Source organism: Acidisoma sp. S159 (assembly GCF_009766125.1).
In the GTDB taxonomy this organism is placed as follows: domain Bacteria; phylum Pseudomonadota; class Alphaproteobacteria; order Acetobacterales; family Acetobacteraceae; genus Acidisoma.
This window is the reverse complement of the sequence record NZ_LMUG01000057.1, coordinates 1-20298: the sequence shown is the minus strand read 5'-3', so window position 1 is coordinate 20298 and position 20298 is coordinate 1. Positions and strand designations below refer to the sequence as shown.

The 20298-nt window shown below is 61.3% G+C and carries 19 protein-coding genes; 13 read left to right on the top strand and 6 right to left on the bottom strand.

What is annotated here, in order from left to right:
• The first annotated feature begins 18 nt into the window (after positions 1 to 18).
• The 9 genes from GSQ92_RS16605 (at position 19) to GSQ92_RS16565 (ending at position 9696) form a co-directional block, all read left to right on the top strand.
• Entirely contained in the window at positions 19 to 1182 is a 1164-nt protein-coding gene (locus tag GSQ92_RS16605; protein ID WP_158801233.1) for an ABC transporter ATP-binding protein, read from the top strand.
• Positions 1179 to 2717, top strand: coding sequence for an FGGY-family carbohydrate kinase (locus GSQ92_RS16600; protein WP_159013734.1), 1539 nt, complete (start codon positions 1179 to 1181; stop codon positions 2715 to 2717). The genes GSQ92_RS16605 and GSQ92_RS16600 overlap by 4 nt, the downstream gene beginning before the upstream one ends.
• On the top strand, positions 2714 to 4264 hold the full coding sequence (locus GSQ92_RS16595) for an FGGY-family carbohydrate kinase (protein WP_159013733.1): 1551 nt from the start codon (positions 2714 to 2716) through the stop codon (positions 4262 to 4264). Before GSQ92_RS16600 ends, GSQ92_RS16595 begins: the two co-directional genes overlap by 4 nt.
• On the top strand, positions 4264 to 4938 hold the full coding sequence (locus tag GSQ92_RS16590) for an HAD family hydrolase (RefSeq protein ID WP_159013732.1): 675 nt from the start codon (positions 4264 to 4266) through the stop codon (positions 4936 to 4938). Before GSQ92_RS16595 ends, GSQ92_RS16590 begins: the two co-directional genes overlap by 1 nt.
• The gene (locus tag GSQ92_RS16585; RefSeq protein ID WP_159013731.1) at positions 4935 to 5852 is read left to right on the top strand and encodes an SMP-30/gluconolactonase/LRE family protein; all 918 of its coding nucleotides are present in this window, start codon (positions 4935 to 4937) and stop codon (positions 5850 to 5852) included. The genes GSQ92_RS16590 and GSQ92_RS16585 overlap by 4 nt, the downstream gene beginning before the upstream one ends.
• Positions 5853 to 5884: 32 nt before the next feature.
• Entirely contained in the window at positions 5885 to 6727 is an 843-nt protein-coding gene (locus tag GSQ92_RS16580) for a transketolase (RefSeq protein WP_159013730.1), read from the top strand.
• Positions 6720 to 7709 carry a transketolase family protein gene (locus tag GSQ92_RS16575; protein ID WP_159013729.1) on the top strand — a complete coding sequence of 330 codons (990 nt, stop codon included), beginning with the start codon at positions 6720 to 6722 and terminating at the stop codon, positions 7707 to 7709. Before GSQ92_RS16580 ends, GSQ92_RS16575 begins: the two co-directional genes overlap by 8 nt.
• Positions 7706 to 8503, top strand: coding sequence for an SDR family NAD(P)-dependent oxidoreductase (locus GSQ92_RS16570; protein WP_254066632.1), 798 nt, complete (start codon positions 7706 to 7708; stop codon positions 8501 to 8503). The genes GSQ92_RS16575 and GSQ92_RS16570 overlap by 4 nt, the downstream gene beginning before the upstream one ends.
• A gap of 80 nt (positions 8504 to 8583) precedes the next feature.
• Positions 8584 to 9696, top strand: coding sequence for a glycerol dehydrogenase (locus tag GSQ92_RS16565; RefSeq protein WP_159013727.1), 1113 nt, complete (start codon positions 8584 to 8586; stop codon positions 9694 to 9696).
• Positions 9697 to 9890: 194 nt separating this feature from the next.
• Here GSQ92_RS16565 and GSQ92_RS16560 read toward each other — a convergent pair whose 3' ends face one another.
• A complete protein-coding gene (locus GSQ92_RS16560) occupies positions 9891 to 10436 on the bottom strand; it encodes an SOS response-associated peptidase family protein (RefSeq protein ID WP_371417938.1) in 546 nt (181 codons plus the stop codon).
• A 308-nt stretch (positions 10437 to 10744) separates the two neighbouring features.
• On the opposite strand from GSQ92_RS16560, the gene GSQ92_RS30285 reads away from it, so the two are divergent.
• Complete coding sequence (locus GSQ92_RS30285; protein WP_216856854.1) at positions 10745 to 11020, top strand: hypothetical protein; 276 nt, start codon at positions 10745 to 10747, stop codon at positions 11018 to 11020.
• A gap of 234 nt (positions 11021 to 11254) precedes the next feature.
• Here the strand turns inward: GSQ92_RS30285 and GSQ92_RS16550 are convergent, their stop codons facing one another.
• From GSQ92_RS16550 to GSQ92_RS16530, 5 genes are all read right to left on the bottom strand, one after another.
• On the bottom strand, positions 11255 to 12853 hold the full coding sequence (locus tag GSQ92_RS16550) for a Na+/H+ antiporter (RefSeq protein ID WP_159013726.1): 1599 nt from the start codon (positions 12851 to 12853) through the stop codon (positions 11255 to 11257).
• A gap of 135 nt (positions 12854 to 12988) precedes the next feature.
• Complete coding sequence (locus tag GSQ92_RS16545; protein ID WP_159013725.1) at positions 12989 to 14596, bottom strand: MFS transporter; 1608 nt, start codon at positions 14594 to 14596, stop codon at positions 12989 to 12991.
• Positions 14597 to 14600: 4 nt separating this feature from the next.
• Positions 14601 to 15752, bottom strand: a complete 1152-nt coding sequence (locus GSQ92_RS16540) for an HlyD family secretion protein (RefSeq protein WP_159013724.1) — start codon at positions 15750 to 15752, stop codon at positions 14601 to 14603.
• A 14-nt stretch (positions 15753 to 15766) separates the two neighbouring features.
• Positions 15767 to 16462: a type 1 glutamine amidotransferase domain-containing protein gene (locus GSQ92_RS16535; protein ID WP_159013723.1), complete on the bottom strand. Its 696-nt coding sequence runs from the start codon at positions 16460 to 16462 to the stop codon at positions 15767 to 15769.
• A gap of 220 nt (positions 16463 to 16682) precedes the next feature.
• Entirely contained in the window at positions 16683 to 17579 is an 897-nt protein-coding gene (locus tag GSQ92_RS16530; protein WP_159013722.1) for a LysR substrate-binding domain-containing protein, read from the bottom strand.
• Positions 17580 to 17650: 71 nt separating this feature from the next.
• Here GSQ92_RS16530 and GSQ92_RS16525 point away from each other — a divergent pair, with 71 nt between their 5' ends.
• The 3 genes from GSQ92_RS16525 (at position 17651) to GSQ92_RS16515 (ending at position 20077) form a co-directional block, all read left to right on the top strand.
• Positions 17651 to 18316, top strand: a complete 666-nt coding sequence (locus tag GSQ92_RS16525; protein WP_216856853.1) for an isochorismatase family cysteine hydrolase — start codon at positions 17651 to 17653, stop codon at positions 18314 to 18316.
• Between the two features lie 28 nt (positions 18317 to 18344).
• Positions 18345 to 19337: a zinc-binding dehydrogenase gene (locus GSQ92_RS16520; protein ID WP_216856852.1), complete on the top strand. Its 993-nt coding sequence runs from the start codon at positions 18345 to 18347 to the stop codon at positions 19335 to 19337.
• Between the two features lie 116 nt (positions 19338 to 19453).
• Positions 19454 to 20077: a cysteine hydrolase gene (locus GSQ92_RS16515; protein WP_159013720.1), complete on the top strand. Its 624-nt coding sequence runs from the start codon at positions 19454 to 19456 to the stop codon at positions 20075 to 20077.
• Positions 20078 to 20298 lie beyond the last annotated feature (221 nt).

Below are 20298 nucleotides of genomic sequence, written 5' to 3'. Positions count from 1 at the left end.
CAGATCAGGACGAAGACGATGGCATCCGTTACCCTTGATCATCTCAACAAGTGGTTCGGTCCTTCCGTTCATGCGGTGCAGGATGTGAATATCCACATCGAAGACGGAGAGTTCTTCGGTCTCCTCGGTCCCTCGGGCTCCGGCAAAACATCGGTGTTGCGTATGCTCGTGGGGCTGGAGCGGCCGACGGAGGGATCGATCCTTTTCGACGGCGTTCCTGTCCACAACAAGACCCCGCAGGAACGCAACGTCGCGATGGTGTTCGAGCAGAACGCGCTCTATCCGCATATGACCGCACGCCAAAACATCAGCTATCCGCTGCGCGTCAGGCGCGCATCCAGCGAGACGATTGCCCGCAAGGTTGCCGAGGTCGCGACCTTGCTGAATATCGGCGCGCTGCTCGATCGGCGAGCCTCGCAGATGTCGGGCGGCCAGCAGCAGCGTGTCGCCATCGCCCGTGCTCTGGTTCGGGATCCCAACCTGCTTTGCCTCGACGAGCCGATCGCGCATCTCGACACGCTTCTGCGTGCCCGTCTCCGTGGAGAGCTCAAGCGGCTTCAGCGTGCCCTCGGAACCACCTCGGTCATCGTCACCCATGACCCGATCGAAGCCATGACGATGACGGATCGGCTCGCGGTGATGCGAGACGGGCGTCTTCAGCAGGTCGGCAGTGCCGACGAGATTCACAATCGCCCCGTCAATGCCTTCGTCGCCCAATTCTTCGGGCTACATTCGATGAACGTTTTCACAGTTGATTCCTGCGTTGATCAAGGCGATCACATCGCCGGCCGGGTTGGGGGCCAGCCCGCGCGCCTGCCGCGTACATTGGAGCGCTTCCTCAACATCGGCCGCCGCACTGCCTCGATCGGCGCGCGACCGAGCGGCGTGATGGTTCTGCGTGCCGCTGACACCGCGCCCGCGGTCGAGGGTTTCACCGCGACAGGCCAAGTCTATGTGACCGAGCAACTCGGTGACGCGCAGCTGGTGACCGTTCAGATCGCTGATCAAAGCATTCAGACCCTCACACCCGATCCACGCGCCTTCGAGATAGACGAGCCGGTGCGAGTCTTCATTCCCGACGATGCACTGTTCCTTTTCGACGACAAAACGCAGCAGACCCGGCGCTTCGCCAGCCGCACGGCGGGCGACGAGCTTGCAGCCATTCGCTCAGAGGTTGCGTGATCTACCTGCTCGGCATCGACAAAGGCACCTCCGTTATCAAAGCGGTGGTCTTCGACCCGAGCGGGGCGGCACGCGGCGTGGCGCAGGAGCGAGTGGCCGTGTTGCGCCCTCGGCCGGACTGGCACGAGGAAGATCCGGAGGAGAGTTGGGCCGCCTGTTGCCGCGTCATTCGGGCTGCGCTCGATCACGCGGGGATCGGCGGGGACGCGATCACCGCCATCGGGATCGCCGGCCATATGGGCGGCGCCTGGATCACCGGCGCCAATGGCACTCCCGTTCGCAATGCCATCTGCTGGCCTGATGGCCGCGCCCAGGCGCAGCTGCTCGCCTTACGCGACGCTCAGGCGCTTACGGAAATCTTCGCCATCGGCGGCAATGGATTGATGCCGGGTGTTACGGCGCTGCTGCTCGGCTGGCTTACCGCGCATGAACCGCATCTTCATGAACGAGCGGCGCATGTTCTATGTGCCAAGGACTATTTGCGCTTTCGACTGACAGGCGCGGTGGCGACGGAGCCATCGGATGTGAGCTTCGTTCCAGGCGACATCGACGGCCGTGGATTTTCTCACCGTATCTTGGAGCTCTGCGGCGCAGGCGCGTGGCTGGGCGCAATACCGCCTGTCTTCCCGTCCTCGGACATCGCCGGCGCGGTGACGGAACTCGCGGCGCGGCAGAGCGGGCTTTGCGCCGGCACCCCGGTCATTCATGGGCTGGGAGACGCCTGCGCCAATGCCATCGGTGTCGGCGCCGTGGCTCCCGGAGCGGCCATGACGGTGCTGGGCACCAGCTGCCTCAACGGGCTCGTTCTCGATCATGCCAGCCGTGAACCCGAGGGCGTCGGTTTCCTGTTCGCGATGCCGGATGATCTCTATCTCCGGATCCTGCCCAACACATCCGGCACCATCGTGCTCGACTGGTATCTGGATCGCTTCGGTGGACCAACATGCGCGGATGGCACCCACGACTATGCCAAGATGGAACGTCTCGCGGCTTCCGTTCCGCCTGGCGCCGGTGGCGTCATCCTGCTGCCCTACGTCAATACCAGCGGCGTTCTGGCGCCGGTCTTCGATACTCTGGCGCGTGGGTCCTTCTTCGGCCTGAGCACGCATACCACCGAGCCGCATATGCTGCGAGCGGTCTATGAATCCCTGTGCTTCGCGACCCGGGACTGCTTCGCCGCGATGGCGGTTCCCCCGTCTTCCGTCACGCTCACCGGCGGAGGGGCGCAAAGCGCCTATTGGGCGCAGATGTTCGCCGACGTCTGCGGTGTGCCGATCGAGGTCCGAGGCGTGGGTGAATCCGGCGCATTGGGCGTTGCGTTGCTCGCCGGTGTCGCGACTGGTGTCTGGTCAAGCATCGCGGATGCCACTGCCCACATGGCCCCCGAGGTTACTCGGTATGAGCCGCATGCCGAGACGGCCGCGCTCTATGACGGCTGGTTCCGCCTGTATCAAGATCTGCGCCGCATCTATCTGGGTTTCTCGCGGCGGCGGGAAGCTCTGGTGCCCCCCGCTTCCAGTCGGATTGCGGCGTGAGAGCGTTGCTCGGCATCGATAAGGGCACGACAACCACGAAGGCCGTGGTGTTCGATGCTGAAAGCGGGCGAGTCCTCGGCCTCGCGCGCCGCGCGACACAGTCTTTCCGCCCGCATCCCGATTGGCACGAGGAAGACACGGAAGCGACCTGGTGCGGCGTTGCCCTGGCGATCCGCGGGGCGCTGGCCGAGGCAGGGCTCCCCGCCGCCGATATCGCCGCCATCGGCGTCAGCGGTCATATGGGTGGGCTATGGGCGCTCGACCACGACGGCGTTGCTTTCGAGCGAGCGATTGCCTGGCCCGATGGGCGCGCCGGCGAATTGCTCCAGCATTGGCGCGACAGCGGCATCGTCGAAAAGGTCTACGACATTTCGGGCAACGCCCTCATTCCCGGCATGCCGATCGTGCTGCTTGCCTGGATGCAACGGCATCGGCCGGATCTGTTTCCCGGCATCGCGCATGTTTTCTGCGCCAAAGACTTTGTAAATTATCGCCTGACAGGGGAAATCGCGACGGATGAGTCCGATCTGTCCTTCTTCCCCTGTGACATTCGGAAGCGATGCGTCTCCGAATCCGTCTTCGACCTTTGCGGCCTGTCAGGCAAATCGGGCTTGATCCCGAAAGTGCTGCCCATCGGCGCGCCGGTCGGTCGCGTCACCGCCAAGGCGGCGGCCGAGACTGGGCTCAGCGAAGGAACGCTCGTTGCGTCTGGCGCAGGCGACGGGGTTGCGGCCGCGATCGGCGCGGGGGCGCTTTTGCCGGGTCAGGCCGTTACCGTCATCGGCACCAGCTTCATGAACAATCTGACGGTGGACCGTCCCGTTATGGAACCGCGCGGCGTCGGCTTTTTGTTCCTGATGCCCGACGGACGCTGGCAACGCCTCATGTCCAATACCGGCGGCGGCTCAGTGTGCCTCGACTGGGTGATCGAGGCTTTCGGACGTAAGGAAGCGGCCCTGTCGGATGGCGCCGATATGTTCACGCGCATCGAGACCGAGGCGCGTGCCCTGCCGCCACTGCCGGGCGGGCTGCTGTTCCATCCCTATTTGAATACCTCCGGCATGACCGCGCCACGCCATGAGCCGGCCGCCAGAGGCAGCATCATGGGCTTGGGGCTCGACACCACGCCGATTGCGCTGGTGCGCAGCATCATGGAAGGCGTCGCGCTGTCGATGGTCGATTGCTACGGCGCGATCGATGCCCCGGTCGACGAAATTCGCATCACCGGCGGCGGCGCCCGCATCCTGTTGTGGCGCGACATTTGTGCCGCCGCGATGAACCGCGAGCTGGTCGTGACGGAAGCCGAGGAAACCGGCGCGCTCGGCGTCGCGCTTCTGGCAGGTCACGCGGCGGGTTTGTTTTCCTCGCTTGAGGAGGGCGCGGCTCGCATGGTGCGCGTCATGGCGAAGGTGCAACCCGATCCGGCCATGGCGGAGCGATACGCGGCGGCCTTTGCGCTTTTCAGAGATATTCGTGAAGCTCTCGCACCGGCATGGGCGGCGCGCGCTGCCTGCCTAGAGCGTGGCGCATCTAGGAATGCAAGCTGATGCCGCCGATCCTTGCCGAGCACGTCATGTTCGATCTCGACGGCACTCTCGTCGATACGCGCAAGGCTGTGGAAAACTGCTATCGCCACGTCTTCGGCACTGTCCTGAAGCAGGCATTCCCGCCGCCGAGTATCGACGCCCACCTACTCTACGCGATGCGGCCCGTTGAGGTCTTCGGCGTAGTGGCGCCAGACCAGGTCGAGCTTTGTCTCGATGCCTATCAGCGACAATATCCCGCAGCTTCCGCCAGCATGATCCTGTTCGGCGGCGCGCGGGAGCTGATCCTCGCCATCACGGCCGCCGGGCGCAAGCCGAGCCTCGTCACCAACAAAGGCCTGGCGCGAACCCTGATCGATCTTGAACGCGCGAAGATCGATGTAGCCTCCTTCGTCGCGGTAGTGACGGCCGAGGATACCATTGAGCGCAAACCGCATCCGGCGCCAATCCTGCTTGGCCTGAAGAGAGCCGGCTCGGCCGCTACGGATGCCGTCTATGTCGGCGATGGTCCACATGATGTCGTCGCGGCTCAGGCAGCGGGTATAAGCTCCATCGCGGTCACCTACGGATTTTACAGCGCCGCCGAAATGTCCTCGCTGGGGGCGGATCAGGTCGCGCATGACATTCCCGAACTCGCCCGCATCCTTGGCGTGGATCTGCGCATGGTAACGTCATGACGGCCTTCACCGTGCGGGCCGAGGGGCTGCACTTTCCCGAAGGCCCCGTTGTTCTGCCGGATGGGAGCCTGCTTGTGGTCGAGATCGGCCGTGGCCAGATCAGCCATATCGACCGCAATGGCACTCGCGCAATGGCGAGACCCGGCGGCGGTCCCAACGGCGCGGCGCTCGGGCCGGACGGTTACCTCTATGTCTGCAACAACGGGGGCTTTTCTTGGCAACGGGAGGACAGGCTGTGGCGTCCGATTGCGAAAGCGTCAGATAATAGCGGCGGCCGCATCGAGCGCGTGGATCTAAACACTGGGGCGGTCGAGGTTCTTTACGACCGCTGCGACGATCGGTCGCTTTCGGCACCCAACGACATCGTCTTCGATCGCGCTGGCGGGTTCTGGTTCACTGATCATGGCCATCGCACGGGGCGGCAAGTCGAGTTCGGTAGCGTCTATTACGCGCGCGCCAATGGAAGCCAGATTCTCGAAGCGGCCTTCCCGCTGATCGGGCCGAACGGCATCGGCCTTTCGCCGGACGGCGCCACGCTCTATGTCGCCGAGACTTCATCCGGCCGCCTCTGGTCCTATCCCGTGCTCGGGCCCGGCGAACTAGGCCGCGCAACTTGGCCTTCACCGACCGGCGGCGATCTGGTGTGCGGCCTGCCGGGCTTTCATCGCTACGATTCTCTCGCCGTCGAAGCGAGCGGCAACATCGTCATCGCGTCACTACGGATCGGCGGTCTCGATGTCGTGTCGCCCGCAGGTGCTCTGGTTCAGCGCATCGAGATGCCGGATCCTTACACCACCAATGTCTGCTTCGGGGGTCAGGACCTGCGCACCGCTTATATAACGCTCTCCTCGAGCGGACGCCTTGTTTCGATGCCCTGGGACCGTCCGGGACTGCGCCTGCACCACCAATCCTAGGGCCGCCGCACTTCAAGGATTTCATCCACACCATGACGTCGCGCAATCATCCTCCCGAACATCCCGATATCGACGCGCTGAAATCTCGCGCACTGAACCTTCGGCGTCTGATGCTGGACATGGCGAGCGGCAAAGGTGAAGGATATATTGCTCAGGGTCTCGGCATTGCCGATTGCCTGGCCGCGCTCTATTTTCATGAGCTGCGTTACGATCCCGCCACACCGAAGTGGCAAGATCGCGATCGTTTCATCCTCTCGACCGGTCACTATGCGATCGCCATGTACGCGGTTCTGGCCGAGGCCGGCTACCTGTCGGTCCGCGAACTCGCTAGCTACGGGCTCAATGGCTCACATCTTCCAATGAGCACGTTTGATGATACACCAGGTGTCGAGATGGTCGGAGGTTCCCTCGGTCACGGGCTCGGTCAGTCGGTCGGCATGGCGATCGGCTTGCGTCTCGACGGATCACCGGCTCGTGTATTCAACGAATTGTCCGATGGCGAACTTCAGGAAGGTTCGACCTGGGAGGCCGCGATGAGCGCCGCGACTTTCAAGCTCGACAGCCTCGTTGCCATCATTGACTGCAACGGCATCCAGGCGGATGGCCCAGTCACCGTGAAAATCGATCCCGTCGCCGACAAATTCGTCGCCTTCGGTTGGGAGGCAGTGGAGATCGACGGAAATGACATGCAGGCGATCGTGATGGCTCTCGCGAATGCGCGGCAACCCAACGGAAAACCGAAAGCCATCGTGTTGCGCACCACACCGGGCAAAGGTGTCCCGACCCTGGAGCGTCGGGAGCGAGCACATTTCGTCCGCGTCGCCAATGACGAGTGGGACGCGCTGAAGGCCGAGTTGGAGACGCATCATGGTTGACACTGCTGCGACCACCGCTGGCCGCACGCGCGGCATGGGTGAATTGATCGATGTAATAGGCAAAACCACGGAACTCGCGCCATTCGGCACGACTTTGGCGGCCCTTGCGGCGGAAAGGCCGGAGATCGTCGGTCTCACGGCTGATATGGGGCGCTACAGCGACATCCTGCCGTTCCGAGATGCCTTTCCCGACCGGTTCTTCAACGTAGGAATGGCCGAGCAGGATCTTCTCATGATCGCGGCCGGCCTCTCGAAGGTCGGCAAGATCGCCTATTGTACCACCTATTCGGTCTTTATCACGCGTCGGGCCTACGATTTCGTCGCGATATCCTGCGCGCATTCCAGGGCGAATGTGAAAATCTTCGCCGGGATGCCGGGGCTCGTGAACGGCTACGGCGCGACCCATCAGGCAACCGAAGATCTCAACATGATGCGGGGGATCGCGGACCTGACCATCATCGACCCCTGCGACGCGACGGAACTCAAGCAGGTCGTGCGCGCCGTGGCCGATATTCCCGGCACCGTCTATGTTCGCAGTCTGCGCGGCAAGGTGCCAGTGGAGCTGGGAAACGACTATCGCTTCGAACTCGGCAAGGCGAAGGTGCTGCGCGAGGGTAGCGCGGTCGGCATCATCTCCTGCGGTTATATGTCGATGCGTGCCCGCGATGCCGCTGATATCGCCGCCGGGCAAGGTATCGACGCCGCGGTGCTGCATGTCGGCACGATCAAGCCATTCGATCGTGACGGCGTGCTCGCCTTCGCGTCCCGTTTCGACCGGCTGATCGTGGCCGAGAATCACAAAACAACAGGAGGACTTGCGAGTCTCGTCGTAGAGGCGCTTTACGATGCAGGACTCATCAAGCCTTTAGTCAAGATAGGGCTCGCGGACAGTTTCTTCGAATGCGGGTCGCAGGAATATCTCGAGGCGAAATACGAGGTCGACCTGCCGAGATTTGTGCGGGCGATACTGGAGAACAAATGATGGGTGAGCTGGAAGGCAGGCTCGCCCTCATCACCGGGGCGGGCAGCGGACTCGGTTTGGAGACGGCGCGCGTCTTCGCACGCGAGGGCGCGAAGATCGTGATCAACGACGTGCGCGCGGAGGCCGCCGATGCCGCGGCGAAGTCGCTCGGACCCGCGCATCACGCGGTCGCGGGCGACGTCTCGGATGAAGCGGCGGTCACGGCCATGGTCGCCGATGTGATCGCTCGCTATGGTCGCATCGATATCCTGGTCAATAATGCCGGGGTGCCGGACAGTTTTGTGCCGACCGTCGATCAAACACTCGCACACTGGCAGCGGCTGATCGACATCCACCTCACCGGAACGTATCTCGTATCCAATACAGTCGCACCGCACATGATTGAACGCGGAATGGGCGTGGTTCTCAACCTCAACTCGATTGCGGGCATTCTCGGCTTGCCGGTGCGGACGGCTTATAGCGCCGCCAAGGCGGGAATCGGCATGTTGACGCAGGTGCTGGGCTGCGAATGGGCGCCGTATGGTATCCGGGTTAATGCCGTGGCGCCGGGCTATATGTTGACGCCCTTGCTGGCCAAACTGATCGAAGACGGCAAGGTCGACGGCGACCGTATCCGGCGCCGAACCCCAATGGGCAGGCTTGGCAAGGCGGAACATATCGCCCAGGCCTTGCTGTTCCTGGCGTCCAACCGTGCCGAGTTCATCACGGCCGTCACGCTACCCGTCGATGGCGGCTACTGTGCCTGGGGAGCACCAAGCGATGCCTATCCGCTCGAACACCTTCCGTCAGTTTAAATATTGAGCGAACGGGACAAGGTCGTCCAGGCCGGCACGCAAAGCTGCTCTGCTAAGTCCTTCCATCGAAAGCTCGTCTCATGCGCATTTTCGGTTCTCCTCATCGCTACGTTCAAGGACCTGGCGCCCTGGATGAGCTTGGGCCTCTATTAGCGCCATATGGCCCGCGGCCTCTTCTGGTCGTTGATCAGTTTTTGATGGAGCGCCTTGGAGCGCGGCTGGAAAAGACGGCGCGCAGCGCGGGGCTCGACCCGATCTTGTTGCCTTTTGGTGGCGAGATCACCTACGCGGCTATCGATGAGCTGACCCGAGATGCCGGAGACACACCTATCTCGGTGCTCGTAGGAGTCGGCGGCGGCAAAGCGCTCGATTCGGCCAAGGGCCTGGCTGTGCGTTTGGGCAAGCCGCTGGTGACAGTTCCGACGATCGCGTCGAATGATTCGCCCACCAGCGCGTCGATTGCCATGTATGACGATCAACACGTGATGATCGCGGTCGACCGCATGCCTCGCAGCCCCGACCTCGTCGTCGTGGATACGAGGCTGATCGCGAGTGCGCCCGTTCATTTCCTGCGCGCCGGCATCGGCGATGCGATCGCCAAGAAGTTCGAGGCCAACGGCTGTTCGGTCGGGACTGGCAAGACGCCATTCGGGACACGGCCACTCCTGACAGCCGGTGTCATCGCAGACGCCTGCTATGCCACACTGCGAGCCCATGCGCCCGCTGCCCTCGATGCCGTTTCGGCCGGAATCTTGAACGATGATGTTGAAGCGACCGTCGAGGCCATCATTCTGATGAGTGGCCTCGGGTTCGAAAACGGTGGACTGTCGATCGCTCATTCGCTGACGCGAGGTCTCGTCGTTGCGCGGGGTGTCAAGGCCGCGATCCATGGCAATCAGGTGGCCTATGGCACTCTTGTTCAATTGGCCGTGGAGAATCGGGAGACCGCGTTCATCCTCGACGTTGCCGCGTTTTTGCGGGGGATCGGTTTGCCTACGTGCCTAGCGGAGTTGGGGATGATCGCGGCAACGGAAAGTGAAATCGACGAGATCGCGCGATTGACAATGACGGCGCCTCACCTTGCCAACATTGGGCGCCGGCTGGAGCAGGCAGACGTTGTGGTGGCCATCCGTCGTATCGAACAACTGGCGACCGTCAAACTACCGGTCAAGAGCCCGTCGGGGGCATTGTGAGGCGATAATTCAGAGCGTTTTGCCTCGGCGGCGCAATGCCGACGGCGATCCCTGCTGGCGGTTGCCGTGCCGTTAAGGCAAAAGCGCTCTTGACTATGGCGAGTTGATTGCACTCTTGCACCACCTGCCGTTGCGTCTTCGTCTGCTAGATCATCCTACTTGCTCGACGGATAGGCTCCCAGCAGGGAGCGATTTCAGGATCGACTTGCGGAAACCGACGGATCGAGCCACACCCGCCAATCCTCCCGATTGAGGATCGCGATCTGTCTATCATGGTAGGGCGCGATGTCCGGGCCAGGCTCCATCGTCAGCATCGTGAATGCCTCGCCGACATCCTTGTTAGGCCGCCAGATTCCCGCAACGCAGAAGATCGGCTCGTCTTTTTTCGTGAAGAGCCACTTGTCTTTGCGTTTTTTCTTTTTATCCGCTGGATCGGTGAATTGGTAAAAGCCGTCGGCGATGATGAGGCAGCGACCGGACGCAAACTCGCGGCCGTCCGAGCGGAAGTTGTAGACCGGCTTGCCGTTCAGTCCTGGCCAGCTCCATCGCCGCTGCACCAGATCGCCGGCGTTCGGATCGCTGTCGATCGTGCGTACAATCGGCGCCATATCCGTGATCTTAATGTCCTGGCGCGCCTGGATGTTCGGCGTCCCTTCGGAGAAGCGGATCTTGATCTTAAGGTCAGAGAAATCCTCGAGAATTGCCGAGGCCTCCACTTCCAATCGATAATCGTTGCACATGAGGGTCTCCGCAGCGGGCGGATTGCAGCGAGCCATAGTTCCTAATATGTTCACGAGCATGAGCGCAAGCCCGTTCGATTTGGACGCGCCCTTTGGTCAGCACCGAGCCATCATACGGCGGGACAGCGGCGGCGTTGAGCTGGTCGAGGCGGCCTGGGGTGTTCGGCCCGGCCCGCACGCCGATCGTCCCTATACGGTGGTGCGCGCCGAGGGCGGACCGTCTCAAGCCACCGCTGCCTCGTACCCGCGTCTGATTTTCGCCTGCGGAGCAAAGACCGAGCCTATAACTTCGTCCTGGCGGGTGGGGATTGGTTCTATTTCGCTGGCATCTGGCGACCCGAGAAACCCGACTGGCCAGAAGCCTTTGCAATCCCGTCGAGGCCAATCCCGATGTGGCATTGTACCACGATCGCCAAATGGCGGTGCTGCGGCGCGAGCAGCGCCTCGACTGGCTCGACAGCCAGGCCGCTGAGGACAAATTGCTCCGTCCGCTACCGGCCGGTAGCTTCCGCGTGAAAGAGGTGCAGCCTACCCTTGGATTTGAGGCGCCAGTTCGCTTCGACCGTTCAGGCTCGACGCCCTAAAATCTAGCATCAGCTAGTCCACAGCGGTGAATTCCCGGCGTCGATAGTCAACACGCGAGAAGCTGCATTATCGCGAGTTGACCCTCTGCCGCTAAGCAGCGACCGTTGGTCTGGCTGTCTCAAATGGGACGGTGGTCACTCACCCTGGTCCGCTACGGGATTCGTGCGCAGCCACTGCGTTGCGCCAAGCGGAAGTCTATCGCTTGCTTTGCACTAGATTGCGGCGTCGAATCACTAGTGACGTGGGCCTTCCGCGACCCGTCGAGCTCGCATTTCGTCGAGGTCGAATTCATGTTCGAGGGCTGCCAGCACCGAGTCGTGGATCTCGCCCTCTCGATGGAGTTTCAGGAGTGCATCCCGCCCGGCCGCGATAGCCGCCAGCACGGTAGCAAAATGTTCCGCCCTTTGATCGTCCAGCCCGCCGCTGGCGTCATTGAACCTCGTGACCGCGCCCACCTTGAAGGCATATTGCTCGACGAGCCTCGGATGCAGATGGCTACCGTCGGGCCGCTTGGAACGCAATTCAATCGCGGCGAGTTCTGCCGTCGCCGTATGAACCCGCGCGGCAGTCACCGTCAGCATGGTCGAAGGCCGTTCAGTTGTTCGGTGCAGACCGAATGCCTTGATCAAAGGCGCCAGAGTGGACCCTTGCACGAGAACGGTCACCAGAATGACTGCGAAGGTCGTCGCCAAAACGAAGTCCCGGCCTGGAAAGGCTTCTGGAAGTGCCAGGGCTGCCGCCAAACTCACCACCCCGCGCATGCCCGCCCAACTCATCACCACGGGAACCCCGAAAGGCGGGTAAGGATCGCGCTTGCGTAGTCTCGGTATGAGGGCGCGCACGAGATAGACACCGGGGAAGATCCAGGCGAAGCGCGCCAGGATAACGGCCGCGACAACGGCTGCGGCCGCAGGGATGAAGGCCGCCAGGCCGTGTGGATCACCGGCGAGGCGGTGCATTACCCCCCGCAACGAAAGCCCGATCAGGATGAACACCAGGCTTTCCAGCAAGAAGGTGACCACTCGCCACACCGTTCGCATCTGCATGCGCTTCTCGGCGGTCAGGCTGGAGTGCTGCCGCCTGCCCACGACGATGCCGCAGGCGACCGTCGATAACACCCCTGAGACGTGCAGCCACTCCCCGCCGATGTAGGAGGTCCACGCCACTAGGAAGCTCACGATGACGCTTAGCTCCGGATCCTTCAGCCATGCAGTCAATTTGCTGCCCAAAAAGCCAAAAACGAGGCCAACTGCCACGCCACCAGCGGCGAGCACGATAAAGCTCTCAGCGGCCGCGCCCTTGTCGAAGGTTCCGGTCAGCGCCGCTGCTACCGCGAAGCGGTAAAGCACCAGGCCGGTGGCGTCATTGACCAGGCTCTCGCCCTCCAAAAGGGTAACGACCCGTCTCGGCAGCGGCAGCCCCTGCAGCACGGCCTTGGCGGCGACGGCATCGGGCGGCGACACGATCGCGCCGAGGGCAAAACACGCGGCCCAGGGCAGCCCCGGCATTACGAGGTGGGTGACCCAGCCCACGGCAAGCGTCGTGAAGAGCACCGCGCCGACGGCAAGTTGAAGTATGATGCGCAAATCCTTACGGAAATCGCGCCAGTTCGTCAGGTAAGCGCTGACCAGAAGCAGCGGAGGCAGAAACAGGATGAGCGTAAGATCGGGGTCGAGCTCGACGTCCGGCATGCCGGGGATGAGTGCGAGGCCGATGCCGCCCAGGATGAGAGCCGCAGCATTCGGCATACGAAGGCGTCGCGCCGCCAAGGTGAGTGCGAGCGAGGCCGCGATCAGCAACAGCACGACTTCGAAACGATCGGCCAGGTCCAATAATCCGCTCCTTGAAAGAATCAATCACAGCAATAGCAGGATCGGGCGCGCCGAAGGTTGACCGACGAGCCTGCCGACGGATGAGCGCCCACCGAGTGGCCGACCGCGCTGCCGGCGCAAGTCGTCCGATCGTCTTCAGAACATTGAGGGCCTGCCTCGACTCATGATGGCCACCAGCAGCAAGCAGAAAACCGCGCCAATTGCAGCCGCCAGAAATCCATCCTGATAGGCGAGCACGTTGGCTTGAATCGCGACGGCCGCCGCCAGGAGCCTGTCGGCTTGTGAAGCCGCACGGCCTGGGTCGACAACATGAACCCCAAAAGAACGGCCATAGGCCATTAGCCGGGCAACAGTGATCCCGCTGCCCTCGGCGATATGCAGCCCGATGATGTTGGAATGTAGCTGCTCACGCACCCGCACGAAGGTCTGCATGAACGCCGTCCCAATCTCGCCCCCGAACAGACGGCTGATCTGCAGGAGGCATCCGATCGTTAGCGCCTCCGCCGGAACAAGGCTCCGCACAAGGAGGACCGTTAGTGATGTCAGCGCGAAGGATTGGCCGATGGCCTGGACGATTTGAGACGGAAGAAAATCGTCGGTTGCCCACTGGCTTGTCAGCTGCCCCGTCATGAGACAGGCCATGCCGATCAATCCCACACCCAAGGCTAACACATAGCGCCCGTCCACCCGACGCAGGAGCGCCGCCAGCGGGAGCGCCAGGACAAGTTGAGGCAAGGCGATCCACATAAGAACCTGCCCGACCTGCAGCTCGCGGAAGTTCTGGACCGTCTGGAGATAGGTCGGGATAATATAGGCTGTCGATAGAACGATGAACCGAAGACCCGCCAGCGCCATGAGCAGCAGCAGGAGATTGCTCCGCAGGAGCACTCGCAGGTTCAGAAAGGGTCTTGCCGTGGTCAATTCTCGAACCACGAAGGCCGCGGTGAGAATGCCGCCGCCGCTCAGCAGACCGCTGACGAGTCCGCTACTGCTCCAGTCAAGCCAATTTCCCTGATCCAACCCCGCGTAAAGCATCGCAAAGCCGAGCCCGGCATAGACTAAGCCGAACCAGTCCAAATCGCGGAGGAGTTTGACGTTGGTCCTCTCGGTCGGCAGGCCGAACCAGATGGCACCGAACATGACCGGCAAGGCCAAGCAATACTGCCAGTACAGCCAATGCCAGGAGAGATGGTCTGCATACCAACCTTCCAGAGAAGCGGCGACGTTTTGCGACAGCTCAGAATTCATTGCGTAGATGGCAATGCCGTAAACGACCAGCTGGGCGGGAAGGCTGCGGACAACAAAGCTGATGGTGAGCGGGATGAAGGTGCCCGAGCTGACGCCCGCGAGGCCGAGCAGGATTAGGAACACTGTGAGGTTCCCTGTCAGCGGAAGCAGGAGAGACGTCATGAAGAACGCAACGATGCCCACGAGCAGCACACGACGCGGCCCGAAGACCGCGCCGAGATACGGGGAAGCCACGCCCATCATCATTTGGCCGATGCCGAAGCTCGTCGTGATCCAGGCACCGTCGTCGAACCCTACATGCAGGCCGCCGCGGAGGTCGGCGAGGCCGAAACTGGTGGTCCGCGATCCCAGAGTTCCCATGACAGAGCCGAGCAGCACGCCCAGGAGACCTAAGTAAGGCTGCCAGTCGTCGATATGCAGTCGAGATGGGTGGAGATGTGCCTGTTGGTGCAGGACCGCCCCCACCCCGCTTAGGGGCCGGCCATGGTGATCCATTGGATCAGGGCCCAGCGACAGGCGATGAGCCTGTGTCGATGCTGGTTTCGACCGACATTCCTGGTCTAACCAAGGTCCCGAGCGCCGGCACGCTATCGAGCACAACCTTCACCGGCACGCGCTGAACGACCTTCGTGAAATTTCCGGTGGCATTGTCAGGCGCCAACAGGGCGAAGGTGCTTCCCGTCCCCGGCGACCAGCTATCGATATGGCCGGTAAGAGCGAGGCCCGGAAAGGCATCGACCGTGACACGGACCGACTGCCCAAGGCGCACATGCGTCATCTGGGTCTCCTTGTAGTTTGAGATGACCCAGATGTTTGGCAGAGGCATAACGGTCACAATCTGCGTTCCGATATTGACGAACTCGCCCGGGTGGACCTGGCGTTGCCCGACCATTCCGTCGACTGGAGATCTGATTTCTGTGTAGCCCAGATTGTTTCGTGCGAGCTTCACTTGGGCCTCAGCCGCGTCCAGTTGTGCGGTGAGTTGCTTCTGCTGCACGTCCAGACTTGCCAACAGTCCTTTTTGCTGGTCGACCTGCGCGTTGTTGAGCATCAACTGGGCGCCGATCCGCTTTTCGTTTGCGTCCGCCTGCTCCACTGCCTGCGGGGTGCCGGCCAGTCGGTCGCCATTGAGGTTGCGTTGCCGAAGTGCTTCCAAGTGGTAGCGCACGACATCCGCCGTGGTCCCCTGGAGGGTCGCCTCGGCCTGTCGTATCAGCGCCCGCTGAATGGCCTTGCGATTCACGATGTCGTCAAGATTGGCCGCCGCCGTCGCGCGGTCCGCCACGGCTTGATCCAATTGGGCCCGGTAATCGACGGGGTCGATCACCGCCAGGAGCTCCCCGCGCTTCACCCCTTGGAAGTCGCTGACGCTCGTCGTCAGGATATAGCCCGACACCTTGGCTGAGAGCGGCGTCAAGTCGCCCGTGAGGTAAGCGTCATCCGTCCGCTCGTATCGCGCCGCGCCTGACCAGCGATCCCAATTATTGGCGAAGAACCAGGTGACGAATGCCGCCCCTGCGACCAGCAGCACCCGGGACGTCCGCCACAGCAACCGGCCGGTCGAGGCAGCTTCAGCTTCCACGAAAGTGGCGGGTCCGACGGGAGGCTGCTGCGCCTCGAGACGAACGAGCGCCGGATTGGTGTCCCCCATCGGGATTTGAAGCCTTAGCGCACTTGAGACGAAACGACGGGATGCTGGCCCACAATCGCATTGTGAAGCGCGATGCCGTATTCCGACGCAGACTGCTGGTTCTGGCCGGTGATCAAATTGCCATCGATGACCACACGGACGCCCTGCGGTTCCGCGCTTGTGAATAACGCGCCCGCAGCCTCAAGAATGGGTTGCGGATAGTTGGGGATGAAGCCCTTCCCCAGAAGAGCTTCGATCTGCAGGTCCTCGCTCAGGGAATATCCCGTCACGTGACGACCATGAACACGATCCGAATTGTTACCCAGAGCAATGACGCCGTGACAGATGGCGCCGACGACTTTCCTAGCCTCGAAGAAGTAATCTAAGATCTCGGCAATATCCGAGTTGGGGTAAAGATCTACAGCCGCCCCGAGGCCGCCCGCGACGTGAACCGCCTCGTAATCCGTCACCTTGATGCTCCTGAAGGGAAGCGTCGTCTCGAGACGGCGGGTAAGAGCCTTATCAGACAGAAATCCTTTGCTCACGAGGTCGTCACGCTCCTGCGAATCGGCCGTGAAAGGATCACTCCAAGGATTCCAGACGATTTTGCCGCCCAGCGGGCTGGCGAAGTCCACATCAATTCCCCGCTCGGCCAAGTGCCAATATGGATGGGTCACCTCAGCAAGCCATGTCGCCTCGCTGGCGCTCGTGATGAGGAAGAGAACTTTCATCGTCTATCTTTCAGTAAACGACTCCCCGCAAGCCCGCGTGCGTCGGGTGTCGTCAACGTGATGGTGTTCGAAGACGCCGAACCGGCGTAACTCGGAGATAAGCTCAACGGGGCTAGCGCGGGAAATCCAAAGATTGTGGTGACGGTATCCAAATCTTGGATGACTGGATGCGCACGTGACCGCGGCGACCTAGGTGCTGAGCGGAAGGGCGCTCAGATTCTCAATTTTGGGCGCAGAACCCCGCCAATTGAGAACGCAGCCAAGCGCGTCCAGGATGATCGTGGGTGCGCTCGTGCCAGACCATAGCGATCCGGAACCCGGCCACGGGAAGCGGAGGTTCGAAGGTATCGACGCGATCAGCGTAGCGAGCGACCAGACGCTCCGGGGCGAGCGCGATGAGATCGCTTCCCGCTACCGCCTCGATCATCATGACAAATGAAGAAACAGCGACGGCTACCTTTCGCGTCAGGCCCATCGCGGCCAACGCATCGTCCGTCGGTCCGCGAAAACCTTCGGCGCGTGGAGACACGATGGCGTGTCGTGCCGCGACGAAGCGATCCATAGGCATACCCCCGGGTGAGAGCGAATGCTTCCGAGCGATGCCGACATATCGCTCCCGCAACACGTCCAGGTATCGGAACTCCGTTCCCTCGACCTCACTCGACTGCAGAAAGGCTACGTCCACGTCGCCCCGCTCGAGATCAGCCTTAGGTGTATAGACTGCTCTCACCATGACCTGCACGTCAGGTGCTGCGGCACTGATTTTCGTCACGAAAGGTAGGAGTACTGCTACCTGCATATAGTCGCTGGCGGAGATCCCAAACGCGATCTTGGCGCTGGCCGGATTGAAGGATCGTGCGCGGCTGACGAGACCCCGCATCTGATCCAAGGCATGGCGCAAGGGCACCTGAATCTCCTTGGCCATCGCGGTGGCGGAGACACCGCGAGATGTCGGGATGAGGAGTTGATCTCCGAATATATCCCGTAGACGCGCCAACTGAGCGCTCAAGGCCGGTTGGCTGAGGTTCAGACGCTTTGCCGCCCGGGTCACGTTCAACTCGGCGAGTAGTGCCTCGAGCGCCAGCAGTAGGTTCAAGTCGAGCTTCTTGTCATCCATGGCGCCTATACCAGCACCATTTTCTTTCGATTTCTACCGATACGTCATCGGGTCTACGCATGGTCTAGCAAATGGGCGCATCCGCAGTGCCGCTGAAACAAGAAGGGCTTGCGACGATGGAACCTTACGCGACCGGCGACACGGCACTACTTCTAGTCGATCTTCTCAACGATTTTCTCGACGAGAAAGGGAAGCTGGCTCAACGGATCGGGCCAATGCTCGAGAAAACCGATCTCATCGCGCATCTAACGCGCTTGATTGGCGGAGCTCGCGCCAATGGGATGAAGATTTTCTACGTGCCACATGGACTTCACGAACATAGCTTCGACGACGTCAAACATGTCCATCCGCGCTGGCAGTGGGCGATGGAGAACAAGCTCTTCTGGAAGGGGGAGTGGGGCGCCGACTTCTTTGAGACTTTCGCGCCGCGGGAGGGTGATGTTATCATCAGCCGCCACCGGACATTCGACAGCTTCGTGAATACCGACATGATTCAGAAGCTACGTGAAAACAATATTGAGAAGGTCGTCCTCGCCGGGTTGACCTCCCACACCTGCGTCGAGAGTGCTGGCCGTCATGCGCTCGAAGAGGGTTTCCACGTCACCTTCTTAACCGATGCCGTCGCGGAGTTCACCGAGCAGGCCCACAAGGCGGCTTTAGAACTCTCCTATCCGACCTTCGGTCACGAAGTGACGACTATTGACAAGTTCCTCGCCGCAATCAAGCCCGCGGCCTGACCCATCATATCCTAACAAAGGAACGAGCATGAGGTCAGCAAGACAAGTGGTCGTGGACCGCTTTGGCGGACCAGATGTCTTGAAGGTCATCGATGTGTCGATCGCATCCCCACGGCCCGACCAGATCCTCGTGCGCGTAGAAGCCGCAGGCGTTCTCTATGGCGACATCATGCGTCGGACCAATCGCTATCTTACTGAGACCCCCCTTCCCTACGCGCCGGGGACCGAAATAGCGGGCACGATCGTTGAACTTGGCAACAAAGTCTCTGCGTTGACGTTGGGTGATAGAGTGTTCTGCCGTGTGGGATCGCAGGGTTACTCGCAATACGCCCTCGCGGAAGCGGCTCAGGCGATTCCGCTCCCACAAGGACTAGACTTTGCCGAAGCCACCGCGTTGCTTGCGCAAGGACTGACCGCCTATCTGCTGACGCATGCCGTCGCCAGTTTGAGAGACAAGTCGGTATTCATCGAGTCTGCGGCAGGCGGCGTGGGGATGCAAATGACCCAGATGGCGCGGGCGGTAGGTGCAGCCTTTGTCGTGGGGTCCGCCAGTTCCGAAGAGAAGCGTGAGTTTGCCCGTGACAACGGCGTCGACCTGGTTGTGGGTTCTCTAGAGCGCAGATGGTCGGAGCAGATCATGCAAGCAACGGATGGGCGAGGTATCGACGTCGGATACGAATCTTCAGGGGGCTCATTCGTCGAACTTCTGAGATGTCTTGGTCCGTTCGGGACATTGGTCAAGTTTGGACGAGGAGTGGACGAACATCAGTCTATTGATCCGTCTAAGCTCGTGGGAAGGAATCAATCTCTGCGGGGCTTCTACCTACCAGGATATTTCGACGTTGGGCATCGTCCCTTGCTCGACACGGCGATGCATTACCTCACCGATGCAGTACTAAACGGCGCACTTAAGGTGCAGATTGGTCATCGCTACCCTCTGCAGGACGCGTCGCTTGCGCATCAGGCCATAGAAGAGCGAAGGACCATCGGCAAAGTCGTACTGGAGCCTTGGGCATCGTAAGGTCCGTCGGCCGAATCAGCGGCAATCGCATGATCAGTCAGCGAATCACGAATGGCCGCCCATGACGCAATCTCCACCCACACGCGACCAGCCTCTTTCATTAGGAAGGCAACACCATGACCGGCACTTACTCGTCAGACCACACGGCCTTGCTCATCGTCGACCCCTATAACGATTTCATGAGCGAAGGTGGAAAGTTATATGAGGCTATCAAGCCAACGGCAGACGCCTCTGGCCTGTTCGGCAATCTTCGTCAAATTATCCCCTCGGCTCGACGAGCTGGAGTGCGAGTTTTTGTTGTCCCGCACCATCGGTCACATGAAGGCGACTTTGATGGCTGGCAGCATATAAATATGTTCCAGGAAGCCGGCCTTTCCACGAAAGCTTTCGAAGTCGACACGTGGGGCGGAGAGTTTAATCCTGAATTCGGTCCGCAGAAGGGCGACGTCATTATCAAGGAGCACTGGGCGCAGAGCGGTTTCGCCAATACTGACCTTGACGCGCAACTTAAGCAGCATGGAATTCAAAAGATCATCCTGGTGGGTCTCATCGCAAATAGCTGCATCGAGTCAACGGCTCGTTTCGGCATGGAGCTGGGCTACCATGTCACTCTCATAAAGGACGCCACTGCTGCGTTTAGTCACGAAGGAATGCAGGCCGCAGCGATCAACGCACCGATGTATGCACACGCCATCCTATCGACCCGAGAGCTTTTGGATCAGCGCCCCTTCGCGTCCTAGCCATCTTACACCGGAGGAACCTTGGGGCCTGATATTCGTCAGTACGCCCCCGCCTGGTGGCTGCCCAGGTTCCCTGGATGCGGCTTCCACGGCTTGCTGCGGGCATTGTCACGGTAACCGGGTCTGGCGGGCGGCCCGATCCTGCGCCAGGATGGAGGAATGAAGAAGCCGCCCGACCCACATTATCGCCATCGTTTTCCAGCCGAGCTGATGAGGCACGC

Coding starts and splice junctions, on each gene's coding strand:
- GSQ92_RS16605 (WP_158801233.1), top strand. CDS start 19: ATGGCATCCGTTACCCTTGATCATCTCAACAAGTGGTTCGGTCCTTCC.
- GSQ92_RS16590 (WP_159013732.1), top strand. CDS start 4,264: ATGCCGCCGATCCTTGCCGAGCACGTCATGTTCGATCTCGACGGCACT.
- GSQ92_RS16585 (WP_159013731.1), top strand. CDS start 4,935: ATGACGGCCTTCACCGTGCGGGCCGAGGGGCTGCACTTTCCCGAAGGC.
- GSQ92_RS16580 (WP_159013730.1), top strand. CDS start 5,885: ATGACGTCGCGCAATCATCCTCCCGAACATCCCGATATCGACGCGCTG.
- GSQ92_RS16575 (WP_159013729.1), top strand. CDS start 6,720: ATGGTTGACACTGCTGCGACCACCGCTGGCCGCACGCGCGGCATGGGT.
- GSQ92_RS16570 (WP_254066632.1), top strand. CDS start 7,706: ATGATGGGTGAGCTGGAAGGCAGGCTCGCCCTCATCACCGGGGCGGGC.
- GSQ92_RS16565 (WP_159013727.1), top strand. CDS start 8,584: ATGCGCATTTTCGGTTCTCCTCATCGCTACGTTCAAGGACCTGGCGCC.
- GSQ92_RS16560 (WP_371417938.1), bottom strand. CDS start 10,436: ATGTGCAACGATTATCGATTGGAAGTGGAGGCCTCGGCAATTCTCGAG.
- GSQ92_RS16545 (WP_159013725.1), bottom strand. CDS start 14,596: ATGGATCACCATGGCCGGCCCCTAAGCGGGGTGGGGGCGGTCCTGCAC.
- GSQ92_RS16540 (WP_159013724.1), bottom strand. CDS start 15,752: ATGGGGGACACCAATCCGGCGCTCGTTCGTCTCGAGGCGCAGCAGCCT.
- GSQ92_RS16535 (WP_159013723.1), bottom strand. CDS start 16,462: ATGAAAGTTCTCTTCCTCATCACGAGCGCCAGCGAGGCGACATGGCTT.
- GSQ92_RS16530 (WP_159013722.1), bottom strand. CDS start 17,579: ATGGATGACAAGAAGCTCGACTTGAACCTACTGCTGGCGCTCGAGGCA.
- GSQ92_RS16525 (WP_216856853.1), top strand. CDS start 17,651: ATGGGCGCATCCGCAGTGCCGCTGAAACAAGAAGGGCTTGCGACGATG.
- GSQ92_RS16520 (WP_216856852.1), top strand. CDS start 18,345: ATGAGGTCAGCAAGACAAGTGGTCGTGGACCGCTTTGGCGGACCAGAT.
- GSQ92_RS16515 (WP_159013720.1), top strand. CDS start 19,454: ATGACCGGCACTTACTCGTCAGACCACACGGCCTTGCTCATCGTCGAC.